Origin of the sequence: Pedobacter sp. ASV1-7 (assembly GCF_040203335.1) — a bacterium.
In the GTDB taxonomy this organism is placed as follows: Bacteria; Bacteroidota; Bacteroidia; order Sphingobacteriales; family Sphingobacteriaceae; genus Pedobacter.
Map to the genome: position 1 here is coordinate 367022 of NZ_JBEHBV010000005.1, position 16703 is coordinate 383724.

Here is a 16703-nt window from a genome sequence, read left to right on the forward strand (position 1 = left end):
TGATGAGTTTATTAAAAAAATATATAAAGGAAAGCATCTTACTGATCATCTGCTGTTTCACTCTGCAGTCGTGTAAAATCGATGTAACGCCTACAGACAGATATACTGAAGAAGTAATCTGGAACGATCCGGGCAGTATTGAACTATACATCAATGACATGTATCAGGAATTCAGACGTTTTCAGTTTGGAACCTTCCCTATAGGTTATGACAATGCTACAGACGGATTAACCGATCTGTTAAAATATACTTCCAGTGCCTCTGGAAATGGTACAGTAAACATTCTGGCTACAGATGCATCCAGGATAAATTCGGCCAGTCCGGGATTAAATTATTGGGCAAATGCTTATACCAGGATCAGGAGAATCAATGAGTTCTTAGATGGGATACATACCTATGCGCAAATAGATAATGGCAAAAAATTAGGTTATGAAGCCGAAGCCAGATTTATCAGGGCATACATCTATTTCATGCTTGTAAAACTTCATGGGAGTGTAATTATCATGAAAGACCTGAACGATCATACCAAAAAGGACATTGCCCGTTCATCAGAGAATGATTGCTGGAATTTTATTGCGAGTGATCTGGAGTATGCGGCTGCTTATTTACCTAAAACCTGGAAAACCATTGAGGGTGGTAAATTTGAAGGTAAAGCAACTAAAGGTGCCGCACTAAGTATGCTGGCAAGAACCTGGTTGTATGCTGCTTCTACCGCAGAGTTTGATAAAAAACAATTTAATGCAGATCCTTTAACAGGTGTGCCGGCAGATAAAGCGCAGGCTTATTACACCAATGCGAAGAATGCAGCCCAGGGGGTTGTCGATTTAGCAAATGAAGGATATTATGCTTTATCAGCTGATTTCGCCAATATATTCCAGAATAAGAATTCTACGGAATCAATATTCAGGTTGGATTTTGTGACGCAATTGGTAACGCACCAGTATGATTTCGGATTTGTCCCACCGGGTGATGTCCCTGGTCAGACTATGGTTTATGGCGTACCAACTGCCAATCTGGTGGATGAGTTTGAAATGGCTGATGGCAATAAGTTCAACTGGAACACACCATCTATGTCTAACGATCCTTATGCAAACAGAGAGAAACGTTTTTATGCTTCGATCTTATACAATGGGGCGGTATGGAAAGGGAGAACACTTAACACGACAGTAACGGGAACATTAGATGGTTTTGTGGCTTATGGAAGTATGTCTGAACCCAGAAAAACAGTTACCGGATACTATGCTAAAAAGATGCTTGATCCAAATAACACTACAATTCTTACCAGTAAAAGCACACAAAGCTGGCACGAAATCAGATATGCAGAGATAATCCTGATTCTGGCAGAGGCTAAAGCGATGTTAAACGATGTATCTGGTTCCAGAACTGCCTTAAACCAATTGCGTGGCATCAGAAGCTTACCCAATACCCCCGCCAATAGCAAAGCCGATTTGATGAAAGCCATAGAACATGAAAGAATTGTAGAACTGGCATTTGAAGGACATCGCTTCTGGGATCTGAGAAGATGGAGAAAAGCACACCAGACGCTTAACGACACCAGGTTCAGAGGGCATAAAATCAGCACAATAGGAAACAGTCTGAATTATGAATCTGTAAGTGTTGATGATAAAGACAGGGAGTTTTACCCTTCTTTATATTATTTGCCAATACTGGACACCGAAGTTCAACGTAATGGAATGTTAACTCAAATTCAAGGTTGGTAATTATTTTATTTAAGATTATGAAGAAGTTTATTTATATATCGCTGCTTGTTCTGACAACTGCAATATGGGGCTCCTGCAAAAAAGCAGATCCTGTTATACGAAACAGCACCGGCGACCTGACTGATATATTTGCAAATACTGAAGCCTCAGGTGCAAAAAGGATGTTTGAACCCCGGTTCAGCAATGACACTATATATTTTGACATCCCTTATTTCTATCCTGTAGATACAGATTATGAAACCGATTTAAGAAAGATAATTTTAAGGGCATCGCTATCTGCCGACGCTGTTGTTAGTCCGCAATTAGGTTTCCCAATGGATTTAACGGCTCCGGTAAAGCTTACCGTTACTTCAGGTTCGGGAGAAAGTAAAACCTATGTAGTGGTTGCAAAACGGGTTGGTGATGTATCCATCAGTAATGTAAAAATGTCGTACACCGATGGTGACGGGGCATTACAGGAATTAGATGCGATTGCAGTGGATGATGAGCTGAGGTTCTTCATTTTACCGGGCACAGATGTATCTCAATCAAAAATCAATTTTAGCATCAACCAGCATTCATCAGCTTCCATCGCAAATGGTGCAGTAGTAGACCTATCCAATCCTTTTTCATTGAAGGTAAGTGCACAGGGTGATGTTTCAAAAACCTATAAACTTATTGCTGCTGAGCCTACAAAACTGGATTATGGCTTTGGTATCCACAGACGATTATGGACAAAGCTAGCTGCAGACCTGGGTGGCTTTAGCGCAGTTAATGAAACTTGTCTGGCCGTTAGTGGCGACCATCTGATCATCACAACGCTGGGAACTGCCGGGACTTCTAAGTATAGAGTGTACAACCGCTTTACGGGACAATTTATACAGAATATGTATATGCCGTTTAATGCTGCATCAGGAGCTTTAAGTCAGACTAACCAATTGGTAGCGGACGATAAAGGAGCTTTATTAGCGATTAACAGAGCAGCCTACGGTACAAACTTCAGGATTTATAAATACAAAAATGCTTTTGATACCAATCCTGAACTGCTGGTTAACTTTACCAATTCGAATCCAGCTTTAGCAACCTTAACCACGTTAGACAGAGGTATAGGAAGAAGGATAAATGTATCCGGTGATTTAGCAACTGATGCCGTTATTTTTGTTCCGATTGGTCAGACGCTGGCCTTCTATAAATGGGTGGTTAAAAACGGAACGTTACAGAATGCCATACCTGAAATCATATTTATGACAGGATTAGTAGGTACTCATTTTGGTTTCGTAGCTGAGGTACAACCTTTAACAGCAGATGCCAACACAAATTATCTGATGGCCAGTCAGTGGGACTTTGCCTATCTTAATGGCAGCACTAATGCCAATATCAATAGTTTCTCATTGGCCAATGCTGCGAGTATTAATTTCAGAAATGCATTATCTGTAGCGCACTTTAACAATGCTACCTATGCTGCACTGATGAAATATATGGGCAGCAGTAACCTGAACAGGGCACATCTTTCCTTATTTGACATTACAAATCCTGCAAGGATCCCTACCCCTTCTACTGATCCCTCTTATTCGCTGTTGAATGTATACAATTCAGAAGCATTTATAGGAACACAAACAACAGGTGGGGCAGGCGATGTGGCCATAGGATATTCAAATAATGGAGATAGGATGCAAATCTATATGCTGTTATCTGGCCATGGTGTATTGGCTCATGAGTTTACCGTTTATTCAGCTGAATAGCTACAACAATTAAAATATAAACAAATGAAAAGAATTATAAAATTAGCATTACTGTTTGCACTGCCTATAATTGTTGGTTTTTCATCAGGCTGCAAAAAAGAAAAACAGGCTATTGTTGATAATGGGAAAGAGGAAACCCCGAGAATAGAACCGAAAAGAGAAGTGCTGGTCTGGGTAGATGCACAGTCGAATATATTTCAAAACAGAGGTAGATTCAGGGATAAGGATGACATCAAAGTCATCCTGGACAGCTTAAAAATCGTGGGTGTTACCGGACTGGTGGTCGACATTAAGCACAATACCGGCTATACTTTATACAATAGTGCTTATGCTGGTATGCTGACCTCCCTTGATGGTTATAATCTTCCTGAAAATTACGTTGAGTTTATGATCTCGGAAGCAAAGGCCAGAAAACTAAACATCTTTTTAGCCATCAATACTTTTGTCTGGGGAAATGGATCAAAGAAAAGAGGCGTGATTTACGATGATCCGGAATTTAAGAAGTATGAAGCTATTTTATGTGATGTAAATGGCAACAGGGTTACTTCAACTGATTTTGGGGCCAATGCGTTTATGAACCCTGCCGCTGCAGTAGTTCAGGACAGGGCATTAAATGTGATTAAAGAAATTGCTTCGAAATTTGATATAGATGGAATTGTCCTGGATTATTGCAGGTACAAGGATATCAATGCCGATTTCTCAGACCTGAGTAAAGAACTGTTTATTCAATTCCTAAAGGATAAGTTTAACGACAACGATGCGAAATACATGCAGTTTCCTAAAGATATTGTGAGCTCATGGAAATCTACAAATGGGGTAATAGAGCCAAATGTTACTGGAAAATATTATCAGAAATGGTTGTATTTCCGCTCTTCTGTTTTGAAGAACTTTTTCGTCAAAGCCAGGGCTGCTGTTAAAAGTGTTAAACCTGATCTTAAACTGGGTGCCTATACAGGTGCCTGGTATAATACTTATTATAAAGTGGGTGTGAACTGGGCCAGTGAAGATTATGATCCTTTTTATGATGATGACCTGACCTTCTCATGGGCTTATCCGGGATATAAAGAAACAGGATATGCGGAACAGCTGGACCTGTTGATGACAGGTAATTATTTCAAGCAGCTGATGTTATCCGATAACCCAGCAACTATGAATCTATTTTACCACTGGTGGAGTGTTGAGGGATCTATCAATGGGGTTGATTATGTTACAAAAAACAAAATGCCTATTTATTCGAGTTTAGATGTAGGGAATGTGCCATATGATAATGAAGCAGAAATATCAAACTCTATAAAGTACATTTTGAACCGTTCCAGTGGTGGGCTTATGTTGTTTGATGTGGTGCATATTACTGTGCCGCATTACAACAATCTAAAGATTCCTCTTTGGAATGCGATTGAAAAGGGAATAAAAGGGAAGTAGTAATCTGTAAAAAAATAGAGGTGCACTCTTCGCAGTCGGGAACACAGCTACGCAATGTTCCTATGTCTGCTCAGAGGCACCTTTATTTTTTTGATAAACAACTATCTTCAGAATGGAAGATAACGGAACTAATTTTAGAAATTTTAAAACAGGCTCAATCTTAAGTTCAGTTCAAAACTACCGTTTGTATAACCAGACAAAGCAGAGGTTTGAGTGGTATACATACCGCTGATAAGATATTTCCTTTTATAATCCATACCCAGGCCAAAAGTGGCACTTTCGGTACTATGGTACATTCCCATTAAAAATACCTGTTTGTTTGCTATCCAGGCTTGTGCTCCTGCATCCCAGATGTTGTCAAAACCCTTAACACCACGATAAGCCACCTTAGGTTCCAGATCTACCCCATCCTGACCTTCGCTCAGCTGTATCTGATAACTTGCCGCAGTATAAAAAGTTGCCACATCGGCCAATTTGATCACATCCTTTTTGAAAAAGCTTTTTAAATTAGGAATAGAAGCTTCCACAGTCAGACTGTTTGAGGTATAGGCAAGCCCGAAGTCCCCATCCAGATAGGTCTTACGATCATTATACAACCCTACCTGCGGATCATTTATATCACCATAAATGTCGGGATTTTCCAGTCGCTGGCTCATAAAACCAACTGAAACTCCAAAATGTAACTGCTGTCCGTCACCACTTAAAGGCAAATGGTAGGCATAACTACCAACTACGCGGGTCTTGCGTTCCAGACCAGAACTTTCATTGTTTACATTTAAACCAAGACCGACCTTGTTGAAGCCGTAATCGCCGGTCAGACTCTGGGTTACCGGGGCACCGTCAACATTGTCCCAGAGTTTGCGGTAAGCACCATTAATTTTAAGTCCTTGCTTTGCACCTGCAAAAGCCGGGTTGATCAGGTAACGGTTGCTATAATATTGGGCAGCTAAAGGGTTGAGTTGTGCTTTTGCTGTTGATGCAACCCATCCGCAGCTTATCGTTAACATCAAAAATTTATATAGAAATTTCATATTGTTCTGTTGTTTTAATTATTGCGGATTACTGTAATGTATCCTCTTATTTTTCTTTTTCCCTGACCAAAATCAATCACATAATAATAAGTACCCTCGTTTAGCGCAGTACCATTCATCTGACCATCCCAGCTATTGTCATAGCCCTTTTTGGTATAAACTATCCTTCCTGCTTTATCAAATACTTTTACATCATTATTAGGATAAACGTCAATATTATCTATGACCCATTTATCATTATATCCGTCATTATTTGGTGTCAGGATATTGGTTGCTTTAATTTTAGCAAGGTCATCCAGAACTGTTACCGTAAATGTTTGCGTTTCACTACAACCGCTGGAGTTGGTACCGGTAAGGGTATAGGTAGTTGTTACTGTTGGTCTGATTTGCAGCACCGCTGAATTTGCTCCGTTAACTATTCCGTTATTACCCGTCCACACATAATTACTTGCACCTGTTGCCGTTAGCAATAATACTTCACCTCTACTTACAGTAGTGCCTTTATCGCTATTAATAGCCAGTATAGGCAATGGATTTACAGTAACCACAAAAGTCTGGCTGTAGGTATCTACGCCACCATTTGCTGTTCCCCCATTGTCTTTCACTGTAACAGTTACGGTAGCCGTTCCTGCAGCACCTGTTTTAACACGGTAATTAACAGAGCCTGTGGTTCCGCTGTTGCTTACGTTCAGACTTTCAAACAAAGCACTATTTGTGCTTGTAACCGAAACGACCACCGTCTGTCCACTTTCCGGGCCTGCACTGATCCCTGTTAAAGGAACAGTTTGTTGGTTTGTGGTATAACAGATCGGCAGATTGCTTATTGCATCCAGCGTTGGTATTTCATTCACATCGGCGATCGTTACATTCAAGGTTTTGTCAAAAGTTAATCCATATTGCGTAGTACTACGTATGCGTACACTGTAATTAGCCTTTTGTTCAAAATTAAGACTTGCAGCAGTATTCAACTTATTTGCACTGATGCTGAACAAACTGTTATCAGTGTCACCCGCACCCGAAACTAAGGTAAAAGTAAAAGTAGCAGAAGGATCAGGTGAAACGCTACTCAGTGTTCCCGCATTGGTCCCTGATGGTCGATTTTCATATAATGTAACTGCTGCCAGACTGATGTCTGTTGGGGCACCAGGTTTTATGGTGAGCACTCCTTTTACATATTTGAAAGTATAGTTTGCTGCTACAGCTCCACTTGCATTAATGTCATAAGTCCCCACAGGGCTAGCTGCAGTGGCAGTAGTAGAAAGAACTGGCTTTGTGGTGACAACAGTCTGTGTTTCGCCATTAGCAAAACCACTATAGCTGGCAGTAAATGGAGGAATAGCAGCACCAGCAAACTTCTCCTGATTATCAGCTGTGATGGTCAGCTCTTTAGGTGTAATGCTCAATCTGGTCGCATTTGTTGCTGCTTGTACAAATGTATAATTGGCTGCAGTTAAACCTGAACCATTTATAGCATAGCTTCCCACAGGACTTGCGGTAGTAGCTGTTGTAGTAAACGAAGCCGTCCCTGTTGTTGATCCTGCAAGGTTATCAGTATATTTAAAACCCGTTACCGTTCCGCTAAATGCAGGATTAGCCGCCCCGTATATTCTGGAAGCTGCATTGGCAACATAAGTCAGTTGTGCTTTATTAATAGTAAGGGCTTGTTGTTTCTGTACAGCATCCTCATAAGTACCATTACCAGCTTGATTGGCAAAAATAGTTACCAGTCCTGCCCCCACAATATGCACTTTTCCGTTAACAATAGTAGCAATCGCCGGATTACTGGTGGTATAAGTGATTGTCAACGGACTATTACTGCTTGCCATCGGATCAAAATCTGCATCACCATAGTTTACAGTCTTAGTTGAGGCCATAGTAAGAGTCTGTGTTTTACCCTGAACCACAATACTGTAATCCTTTGTTGTACTATACGGACCAGAACCTACAGATGAATCAGTGCTGCGAACAGTAAATGAATATGTTCCTTTTGTTGTGGGTATACCACTGATTACACCTCCGGTACTTAAAGATAACCCTAAAGGTAATGTTCCGGTAGTGCGAACATATGTGTAAGGAGCAGTAGCTCCGGTTGTAGTCAGCGTCTGACTATATGAATCGCCCACAGTAACACCTGGCAAAGAAGCAGGTGAAATGGTCAATGTTGGTGTAGCAATAGTTAATGTATAGCTCTGTGAAGTACTAGCCGAACCATTGTCCGCACTCTTTACTATAAAAGTAAAGGTTCCGGCTGATGTTGGAGTTCCGCTTAAGACTCCGGCACTGCTTAACAACAAACCATTAGGAAGGGATCCCGAGGTCACAGAATAGCTATAAGGGGCAATACCACCTGAAGAAGTTAAGGTTCGACTATAAGGTACAGCCAATACCGGATTTAGCAAAGTTGATGGAATAATCGCCATTACGGCTGGCTGTATCATGAAATTATATGTTCTGGAAATATTTACACCATTTGCATCGGTAGACCGTACGATTAATGGAAAACTGCCACTTGAGCGTGGTGTACCAGACAGCACACCTTCCGGACTAAATGTAATTCCATTAGGTAATCCGCCACTTGCCAGGCTATAGCTATAAGGAGCCACTCCTCCTGATGATGTCAGCGATTCGTTATAGGAAACCCCATAAATCATATCCGGTAAACTTGCAGGATTGATTACAATCGGTGAAATAATATTTAAGGTATATTCTTGTGATTTTGAATAGGGGCCAGTACCTGTTGAAGAATCTGTTCCGGTTACAGTAAAATTAAAGGTACCGCTGGCAGTTGGTGTACCACTTAACACTCCGCCAGTACTCAAGGTTAAACCATCAGGTAAGCTGCCCAGAGTGATAGCATAAGTATAAGGAGCCGTACCACCACTTGCAGTTAAGATCTGACTGTAAGACACATATGCAGTTGCAGAGGGCATAGAAGCCGGATTTAAAGTGAGGGTGGGTGCATTCACAACAAGTTCGTATGCTCTTGAACTGGTATGTGGAGCTCCGATACCTGTTGAATAGCTTCTGGCTGTAACTGTAAAATTAAATGTTCCACCAGCTGTAGGCGTACCGGATATGATGCCTGTAGTATTATTTATTGTTAGCCCGGCAGGTAAGGATCCACCAGTTACACTATAAGTATAAGGAGTTATACCACCACTTGCAGTAATCGTCTGGCTGTAAGCAGTAGCAACCGTTGCATTAGATATTGTTGTCGGAGCAACTACTATAACCGGTTGTGCAACAACTCCAGAATAATTCTGGGTACCCGAATAAGGTCCGGGAGCAGATGAACCATCCGTAGCCTTTATCGTAAAATTAAACCCTCCGGCAGCAGTGGGTGTACCAGTTAAAGCACCTGTAGTAGAATTCAGCGTCAATCCCTGAGGCAACGTCCCGTTTGATAAACTAAATGTGTGTGGAGCAACACCACCACTTGCAGTAAAAGTCTGGGAATAAGGCACTCCAACCGTAACAGCAGTTACATTTCCGGGGTTAACAACTATTGTTGGTGCCAGCGATACTGTAAAAGTATTGGTATTGCTCAGAGAACTTGAGTTCCCTGCCAGGTCGACTGCCCGGGCACTAACCGTATGTGAGCCCTGAGAAAGGTTAGTCGTAGGCACATAACTCCAGTTACCCGAAGCATCAGCTGTAGCGACATGGATCAATGTACTGCCGTCAATAACAATGTTAATCCTGGCATTCGCCTCGGCTGTACCGCTGATCGCTGGCCTTAGTGAGTTTATCACCGAACCATTGACAGGTGTAATAACAACCGGAGCTGCAGGCGCCGTCTGATCAATGGTATAAACCGGACCGGTAAAACCACTACTTATAGGGTTTCCGACAAGATCAGCAATACCGGTACCACTAGCTTTAAGATTTAGACCCAGTGTACCCGATCCAGAAACATTGCTTACTGATATATTATACTGGCCGTTTGGAAGAGGTGCACTAATGCTTTGTAACGTTGCAGAAACTCCCGGACCTTTGACAAGATCAAAATCATTGATATCAACTCCGTTAACATTCTCCGAGAAAAAAATGCTAAATACAAGGTCAGTCAGACTGGTCGGGTTGGGATGTGCCCTTTCCATGGAAGTAACAGTGGGTGGAGTAAGATCCACCACTGCTGGCCCAACATTGATGTTGTTTACACCAACCCAAATCGGATTCCCTGATTTTGAATAGATCCTGACTTCATCAACATTGTTGAATATTCCTGTTAAGGCTGAGACTTGGTTAACAACTATTCCTGTACCGTCGTTCGGTAAGGTGAGTTCAACGCTTCCGAGTAATGTGCCACCGTCGTATGCGGCTATCATTACCGGGCTTTCACCCCCCCAGTCGATAATACCAAAAGATTTTAATGCAAAATTATTAGCCTGAGCAGAGCTTTTGATGATTAAAGCATCAAATCCATCGTCTTGGACAGAAGCAGACATTGGTGTTACGCCTGTAAAACCATTTATAGAACTAAACCAGCTGGCATTATGCCATTCCATTGGTGCGGAAAGTATAGCACCGGTGGTCTTGTTGCCTCCAAATATTTCCAGATTCAGGTCGGAGATCGCGGTTGAACCCCCTGCCCCATCAGTTGCTTTTGTATTCAGCCCCGTACCATTTGTGAATGTGAGGGTTGGAGATGTGGATAGTGCAACCCCGGAAGTACTTGTTGTTATTCTAAAATCATCAATCGCAAAATAATCCAGGTGATCGCTCAACGTAATTTCGAGTTCATCAATATTCACATTGGTATTATTTGTCCCCCCTGCGGTAGCAAGATCGATAAACTCAAAACCATTACCTGGAAACCCATAACCTATATTGGCCCCGGTTACGGGTTTCGCAATAGTGAATTGTGTAATACCTGCCAGTTTCCCTTTGATGGTTGCGCTTCCCGGTAGTCCGTCCCTTGTAACATTGGGACGTGTTCCAGGATCTCCAGATAAAAATAGCCAGAAGCTATTTAGTTTAAAACTACCACTTGCAATTTTAAGAGTGCCTGTCTGCCCATATGGATTTACAGGAGGATTACTTGTAGGTTGAGGATCCAGAACATGGATAAACCTATCAGAACCGTTGTAACCAAGACCAGGCTGGTTACCATATACAAAATAGGTATATGGTGAGCTCAGATTGAAGGTTGCTCCTCCAGCTGTAAAACTTTGTGCATCTTTAGTGGCACTTTCGAACGTTTCAGTAATCTGGCCATTAACGGAAAATAACGAGAATACTAAGAAAAAAAAGAGCAGAGCTTTTTTCATAAAAATAGGGATAGTTAATTTAGATGATCTTAAAGTAATCAGATAGCTAACAATGTGTTAGATATCTGTATTTTTTTTACTTGCTAAAGATAATCACATTAAGGCGATTTAAATGTATTAAGAATGTTACATTTAAATGAGATACTCAAGACCGGCATCTTCTATAAAGAAAACCAAAAACTAAGGTAAGCATAAACATGCCAACTATCCCCCATGTTTGTAAAGATGTAGTGTTTTTAGTAGCAATAGTTTGTCCGGCTGCATGTTGTGTTATTGTTTTTAATTGATCTGACTTAGCCTGATCAAGCTGTTCCTTGATGTGTTGATATTGATAAAAACCACTGTCATTCCAATAAGTAAAAACCCGTGTTTCTTTGCCTGAAGATTTTAAAACCAGCTGACTAAAATCCAGCTGGTTTTTTGAGCTTTGCGTTACGATATCTTTTGTCTTGCTAGTTTTTCTAAACAAGGAACAACTATAAAACAATAAAGTGACAATGAATAATTCTTTTTTCATGATATTATTTTTCCTGTGTCCAATCTGCAAAGCGATGAATACTGCGTTTATGTCTTAAGCGACGAAACACACCAGTCCCTTCCCTACTTCCATTGATATTAGTATTCCCCTCAATGGTGTATATGAGATCGTTTTTAACTTGTTCAACAAGCCCGCAATGTGCTATTCTTTTCAGTTCCGGAAAATAAATACCTAGTACCATTCCCCGAACAGGCTCCCTCACAATCCTTCTGCTGGGAAAAAGTGAAGGACTCCAGGCCGTCCGAGGTTGTGAATATCCAACTTGTCCAAAGCACCAGGAGACAAAGGAAGCACACCAAGGCACTTTTTTTAGTCCAACATAAGCATTGTACTGATCAACACGCAGACCACTATTTTCAGCAATTTCCTGAACACCAATTTCCTTTTGTGCTACTTCAACAACCTTATGCAGCGCTATAATATTGCGCTCAGCACCCCAACTGCTGCCCATAAAAGCAATGCAAACGAAGCCCAATAAAATCCTAACTGTTGCCATAATAACAATTGTTTAAACTGTGAAACCATATAACCCAAAGCCGGGAAACCTAAGCCCAACCAAAATCTTTGCAAAATCCACCAACACAATGCTACAACCAGTAAAAAAGCAATCATACTCAGCAACAACAATAGCCAGATATTCGGATCAATAAACCCTATAGTAGGATCAGCATGCATAATCAGGCGCTGTGCAAATAACCATAGCGAGAACAAGATCAGCAGCAACAAATAAACTTTATAATTTGCCTTAGCATTTAAGGCTGAAACTTTTAATACATCCATTTTTACAATTTTAGAAATTAACTAATAATAAGGCCAGGAACCTCCTTAATGAAACCACCCCAGGTAGTTTATCACGAAAAAAATGGTGTCTCCGAACAGACATAGGGGCATTGCTCAGCTGTGTCCCAGCCTGAAACATTAAATGAAACCACTCCAAGTAGTTCATTACGGGAAAAAATAATGGTGTCTCCGAGCAGGCATAGGGGCATTGCGTAGCTGTGTCCCAGCCTGAGAGGAGATCACCATTATTTTTAACCAATTACACCACTACCACCTTCTTTACATAGACGCTTTTAGAATGAAGCTTCTTTTTCTTAACAGAAGAAAAACTGAAGTAGCAATAAACCTCTGCCCCTACCAAATCAGGAGGAAGCTGCAGACTAAACTCCAGTGCAGATCTTTCTTCCGCCGCGGGTAGCATTACAAAGCGATTAGTTAATGGCTCATAAGCAACCACGTTGATCATATCTGTCCCATCCTTATGCTTGCTATCTATACCATCCTCGCTCCAGGTAAATTTCAGTTCAGCTCCGGCTACCGGTTCCACATCGTATAAATAAGGAATATTCAACTTTCCACGACTGAACTTAAGCTTAGTATAATCAATTGAAAAATCTGGTGCGACACCAATAACGGCTTCTTTAAGGTGATAAGAAACCGCCTGATTCATTGGTGAAGCAGATTTTGCATCTGGTTGAAATCCCGTATCAATCAGATCACTCAATAAACTTAAGAAGCTAGTCACCAATCCGAACTTTATACGCTGATTAATCTGCAACTGTGTTGGCGCCTTACCACTTGGACGAGGCAAGGTCTTGATAACATTCAGATCTCTAAAGAAAGCACCGGAAACATTACCAACTTTTTTGCGAAATCCACCAAGAATTCCATTTCTAACAATTCCCATAATTTTAAATTTTAAGGATTAAAAAATCTGTTTACTTCATTTACCAGCAAGGGCGGACGTCACTACCCTGTCCATTGCAAATGATGACACAAATAGAAAGAATAAAAGAAAGCTGTGGCAGTCCCGGGGGGTACGGTACCCTCAGGGTTTTTCCCTTAAAATCGGGTTCCAGACCGATTCTGACAGCATAAAATTTTAATTAAAAATTATACAATTGTAAACTCCTCGTCCAGAATCCTTAACATTTTTACGAGTAATGCCCTTATAGATTTAGCTGTACTTTGTACCACCTGCTTGTATTTTGTCATTAAGCTATAACTGGATAAGGATCCGTTACCAATACCAGAAGTTGTAAAATTTTTAGAAAGCGATACCATCATCCGGCTAACCGGTCCTGAGTCTAAAGCACCGGCTTTAAAAAGCAACTTGAAAAAATATGCCAGGCCCCCGGCCGACAATAATACCCGGATCCGGTAATCTTCCCCGACTTGATGGTAGTCGCCCTCCTTCCTTAGAAAAAAACTGCCATATCTTCCCTCAATATGTGTCAGTGTATTCTGAAGGCAGCTTTCGGTTAAAAAATAAAGAGGTTCCGGTACATCCGGCATATTACCATATTTATACAAAGCATTCAATAAAAACACACAGTCGTAATTTATTTGTTTCAGATGGCGTTCAACCAGACTATTATCCATATCCCCAAGTACTTCCTCCTGTAATATTGCCAATATATTCGACTCAATTTTTGGCAGTTCCCTTAACCAGTCTTCCACCTGCTGTGCATTCATATGATAATATTTCGGATCCAGATCCTTTAGAACCAAAGTCCTCAATTTTGTCAGGTCAGCATTCATAAAGGATTTACCTTTCCTAAATATTCACTGTTTGCTACTCTTTTACCATTTAATGAAACAACACTTACATATACATCCAATGATTTACCGATCAGTTTAGGATTTAACTCCAGGCTACAGTGCAGATTGGCCCGGTTACATCCACCAATAAAGCCATCAACAATTTTAAGTTCTCTATTGTAAACGATCAACATCACCTGATCATCAGTGGAAGAGTCATCGTTATGATTTTGCTTCCAGGTCAGTTTTAGCAGATCTGGCTGAGCCAATTCAACCTGTACACCATATAAGCATGGCAAATTGCCCTTTGCTAAAACCACTTTTTCATAATCGATACTTAAATCAGGATATACCCCAACGGTTGCCTGGCGGTAATTCTTAGAAAATGCGGTATTGATCTCTGTTTTATCTTTAGCGTAATTCCTAAATCCTACAGTGACATACGCATGGAAAGGCACAAGCCATTCATTTACAAACTTGAACTTTTCCCTACTCGCTATTTGAGCAGGTGTTGCCTTTAATCCAGGTTTTCTTTCAGTTGGCATAGTTCTCAAATACGCTGTTTGTTTCCATACTGCCCCCACTACAGACCCTAATTTACCGTGGATAGGTCCAAATATTCCACTACTTAATCTTGCCATAATTGATATGATTTAATTGATTTTTTTTAGTTCCGTCAAGCAACGATTAGCCCATCATTAATAAGCATATATGTTGCTTGTATTTCTATTCGTTTTTAATTGGGATTTTATCGAACAAACCCGAACGAGATACGAACAATGTTCCTCTTAAATTCGACTTTGTTATTAAGCTGAATACTGCCATCCTGTAAGCCTGACATTCATCCAAAAAGATGTTAAAAAAAGTTTTTGCTATGTTATGTTTCTGATCCATAACCCAAAAGTAGAGTGAATAAAAAACGGCTTGTCGCAGGATGTCCTGATTTGACGGTTTATGTCGTAATTGTCGTGATAATAAATTTGTTACACAAACAACCACTACCAAATATTAAATAGTTATGCAATTGATTAATATTTTTCTTTTATTTGAGAAATAAAATATTCCATTATTTGGCAATAATTTTTACATTGCAAAATTATTTACATAATAAATAATCATAATACTTAACCAACATATAAACCATAAACCAACTACCAGTTGGGTTCCGTACAGATCAACTGATCTGTGCGCTAAGCGCCACTTAACTTGTTGCGGTTTTAATCAGACCCTAACATGCAACGATTATGTATTTACCCTAAAGAAGCCGCCGGGCTTCTGGAAATCAGTGTGCGACAAGCACAGCGGATATTCAAAGCGATCCGCGAAGAGCTTAATAAGAAAAAACGGCATTTAATCACTATAAAAGAATTTAGTGAACATAAAGGCCTGGAAGAAAGCGAAGTTCTTAAGGCATTAAACAAAAACAATTAATCTATTATTTACAATTAACAAATCTCAGCGTATGATTCAAGATGAAGATCTATTGAGTGATTTCAATAGCACAGACCCCTTTTCTAAGGAATTTGAAGTTAATCTGGCAGATAAACTAAAAAAGCAAGTCAAGAACAACTACTCTATTTTTTTAAAGCCTGGCCAAATTGCCAAATCAATCTGGCACCTCCGGTCCGGCTATATAGCAGAAGTAAGTCAGGATACCGATGGCAGACAAACCCTTATGGACATTTACTGTCCCGGAGCCTTCGTTACAGATCTGCCCAGCTTTTTTCATAAGCAGCCTGTTGCCTATAAATACATGGCCATAGGTCGAGTAGAAGTTCATGAATTAAAGCAAATTGATTACCTTGAATTAGAACCAGCTGTTGAAAGGGCAAAACTGGAAAGCGTATTGATGAGCAATGCAATAAAACTAAATGATGACAAGTCTGAAATGTTTTTATTAGCTCCACGTGAAAGGATTATTTCCTTTTTTAATAATTACGATGTCCCCGGACTGGCAGATAAATATTGTGCTTCATTTTTACGGATCAGCATAGAAAATTACATTAAACTAAAGATAAGCCTGTTAAAATCAGGAGAAATTGACCTCTGTGCAGGAAAATCCAAATATTCTTCTCAGCCTCATTATATGCAAGTAGTACTTGAAATAAAAACTTATATAAATGAAAATTACGGCAATCCGGAATTTGAGAACCTCACGATTTTGGGAACTAAATTTAACACCACCAAGAAAACCCTGACCGAGTATTTCAAGAAAGTATTGGGTACAACTGCATATAAATATCTTACAGATCTAAGAATGGCGAAAGCTCGAGATCTTCTGGTTAATGAGCGGAAAATGGTAAAAGAGGTATATAAAGAGGTTGGATTTAAAACTGAGGACTATTTCAGCAGGAGATTTAATGAGTATCATGGATATCCAGCTAAGGAAGCTGCCACAAAAAATCCTGGTTAAAAATTCGGTTTTTGTCAAATAGTAACCGATTATTGGATTATTATCT

Annotated in this window: 13 protein-coding genes; 5 read left to right on the plus strand and 8 right to left on the minus strand. The window is 40.2% G+C overall.

Going from position 1 to position 16703, the window contains the following annotated elements; genetic code table 11:
* Positions 1–2 precede the first annotated feature (2 nt).
* Genes ABDJ41_RS14065 through ABDJ41_RS14075 form a run of 3 tightly spaced genes read left to right on the plus strand, consistent with a single transcriptional unit; the run spans position 3 to position 4864 of the window.
* Positions 3–1721: a RagB/SusD family nutrient uptake outer membrane protein gene (locus tag ABDJ41_RS14065; protein ID WP_349786687.1), complete on the plus strand. Its 1719-nt coding sequence runs from the start codon at positions 3–5 to the stop codon at positions 1719–1721.
* A 17-nt stretch (positions 1722–1738) separates the two neighbouring features.
* On the plus strand, positions 1739–3442 hold the full coding sequence (locus ABDJ41_RS14070) for a DUF5018 domain-containing protein (RefSeq protein WP_349786688.1): 1704 nt from the start codon (positions 1739–1741) through the stop codon (positions 3440–3442).
* A 24-nt stretch (positions 3443–3466) separates the two neighbouring features.
* Positions 3467–4864 carry an alpha amylase family protein gene (locus ABDJ41_RS14075; RefSeq protein ID WP_349786689.1) on the plus strand — a complete coding sequence of 466 codons (1398 nt, stop codon included), beginning with the start codon at positions 3467–3469 and terminating at the stop codon, positions 4862–4864.
* Between the two features lie 143 nt (positions 4865–5007).
* On the opposite strand, the gene ABDJ41_RS14080 is transcribed toward ABDJ41_RS14075, so the two are convergent.
* The 8 genes from ABDJ41_RS14080 to ABDJ41_RS14115 all read right to left on the minus strand — a co-directional run bounded on the left by ABDJ41_RS14080 (position 5008) and on the right by ABDJ41_RS14115 (position 14885).
* Positions 5008–5895 (minus strand): PorP/SprF family type IX secretion system membrane protein, encoded by an 888-nt coding sequence (locus ABDJ41_RS14080; protein WP_349786690.1) that lies wholly within the window; start codon positions 5893–5895, stop codon positions 5008–5010.
* A gap of 14 nt (positions 5896–5909) precedes the next feature.
* The gene (locus tag ABDJ41_RS14085) at positions 5910–11165 is read right to left on the minus strand and encodes a putative Ig domain-containing protein (protein WP_349786691.1); all 5256 of its coding nucleotides are present in this window, start codon (positions 11163–11165) and stop codon (positions 5910–5912) included.
* 145 nt (positions 11166–11310) lie between these two features.
* A complete protein-coding gene (locus tag ABDJ41_RS14090) occupies positions 11311–11682 on the minus strand; it encodes a hypothetical protein (protein ID WP_349786692.1) in 372 nt (123 codons plus the stop codon).
* Between the two features lie 4 nt (positions 11683–11686).
* Positions 11687–12199: a C40 family peptidase gene (locus tag ABDJ41_RS14095; protein ID WP_349786693.1), complete on the minus strand. Its 513-nt coding sequence runs from the start codon at positions 12197–12199 to the stop codon at positions 11687–11689.
* Positions 12118–12483, minus strand: coding sequence for a hypothetical protein (locus ABDJ41_RS14100; RefSeq protein ID WP_349786694.1), 366 nt, complete (start codon positions 12481–12483; stop codon positions 12118–12120). Before ABDJ41_RS14100 ends, ABDJ41_RS14095 begins: the two co-directional genes overlap by 82 nt.
* Positions 12484–12742: 259 nt before the next feature.
* Positions 12743–13390, minus strand: a complete 648-nt coding sequence (locus tag ABDJ41_RS14105; RefSeq protein WP_349786695.1) for a DUF6266 family protein — start codon at positions 13388–13390, stop codon at positions 12743–12745.
* A 206-nt stretch (positions 13391–13596) separates the two neighbouring features.
* Entirely contained in the window at positions 13597–14244 is a 648-nt protein-coding gene (locus tag ABDJ41_RS14110; RefSeq protein WP_349786696.1) for a hypothetical protein, read from the minus strand.
* Complete coding sequence (locus ABDJ41_RS14115) at positions 14241–14885, minus strand: DUF6266 family protein (RefSeq protein WP_349786697.1); 645 nt, start codon at positions 14883–14885, stop codon at positions 14241–14243. The genes ABDJ41_RS14110 and ABDJ41_RS14115 overlap by 4 nt, the downstream gene beginning before the upstream one ends.
* Before the next feature lie 592 nt (positions 14886–15477).
* On the opposite strand from ABDJ41_RS14115, the gene ABDJ41_RS14120 reads away from it, so the two are divergent.
* A complete protein-coding gene (locus ABDJ41_RS14120) occupies positions 15478–15675 on the plus strand; it encodes a hypothetical protein (protein ID WP_349786698.1) in 198 nt (65 codons plus the stop codon).
* 31 nt (positions 15676–15706) lie between these two features.
* Entirely contained in the window at positions 15707–16657 is a 951-nt protein-coding gene (locus ABDJ41_RS14125; RefSeq protein WP_349786699.1) for a helix-turn-helix domain-containing protein, read from the plus strand.
* Positions 16658–16703: the final 46 nt, after the last annotated feature.

Bases quoted from the DNA above. Each gene is read 5' to 3' on its own strand.
- ABDJ41_RS14065 (WP_349786687.1), top strand. From the start codon at position 3: ATGAGTTTATTAAAAAAATATATAAAGGAAAGCATCTTACTGATCATC.
- ABDJ41_RS14070 (WP_349786688.1), top strand. From the start codon at position 1,739: ATGAAGAAGTTTATTTATATATCGCTGCTTGTTCTGACAACTGCAATA.
- ABDJ41_RS14075 (WP_349786689.1), top strand. From the start codon at position 3,467: ATGAAAAGAATTATAAAATTAGCATTACTGTTTGCACTGCCTATAATT.
- ABDJ41_RS14080 (WP_349786690.1), bottom strand. From the start codon at position 5,895: ATGAAATTTCTATATAAATTTTTGATGTTAACGATAAGCTGCGGATGG.
- ABDJ41_RS14085 (WP_349786691.1), bottom strand. From the start codon at position 11,165: ATGAAAAAAGCTCTGCTCTTTTTTTTCTTAGTATTCTCGTTATTTTCC.
- ABDJ41_RS14090 (WP_349786692.1), bottom strand. From the start codon at position 11,682: ATGAAAAAAGAATTATTCATTGTCACTTTATTGTTTTATAGTTGTTCC.
- ABDJ41_RS14095 (WP_349786693.1), bottom strand. From the start codon at position 12,199: ATGGCAACAGTTAGGATTTTATTGGGCTTCGTTTGCATTGCTTTTATG.
- ABDJ41_RS14100 (WP_349786694.1), bottom strand. From the start codon at position 12,483: ATGGATGTATTAAAAGTTTCAGCCTTAAATGCTAAGGCAAATTATAAA.
- ABDJ41_RS14105 (WP_349786695.1), bottom strand. From the start codon at position 13,390: ATGGGAATTGTTAGAAATGGAATTCTTGGTGGATTTCGCAAAAAAGTT.
- ABDJ41_RS14110 (WP_349786696.1), bottom strand. From the start codon at position 14,244: ATGAATGCTGACCTGACAAAATTGAGGACTTTGGTTCTAAAGGATCTG.
- ABDJ41_RS14115 (WP_349786697.1), bottom strand. From the start codon at position 14,885: ATGGCAAGATTAAGTAGTGGAATATTTGGACCTATCCACGGTAAATTA.
- ABDJ41_RS14120 (WP_349786698.1), top strand. From the start codon at position 15,478: ATGCAACGATTATGTATTTACCCTAAAGAAGCCGCCGGGCTTCTGGAA.
- ABDJ41_RS14125 (WP_349786699.1), top strand. From the start codon at position 15,707: ATGATTCAAGATGAAGATCTATTGAGTGATTTCAATAGCACAGACCCC.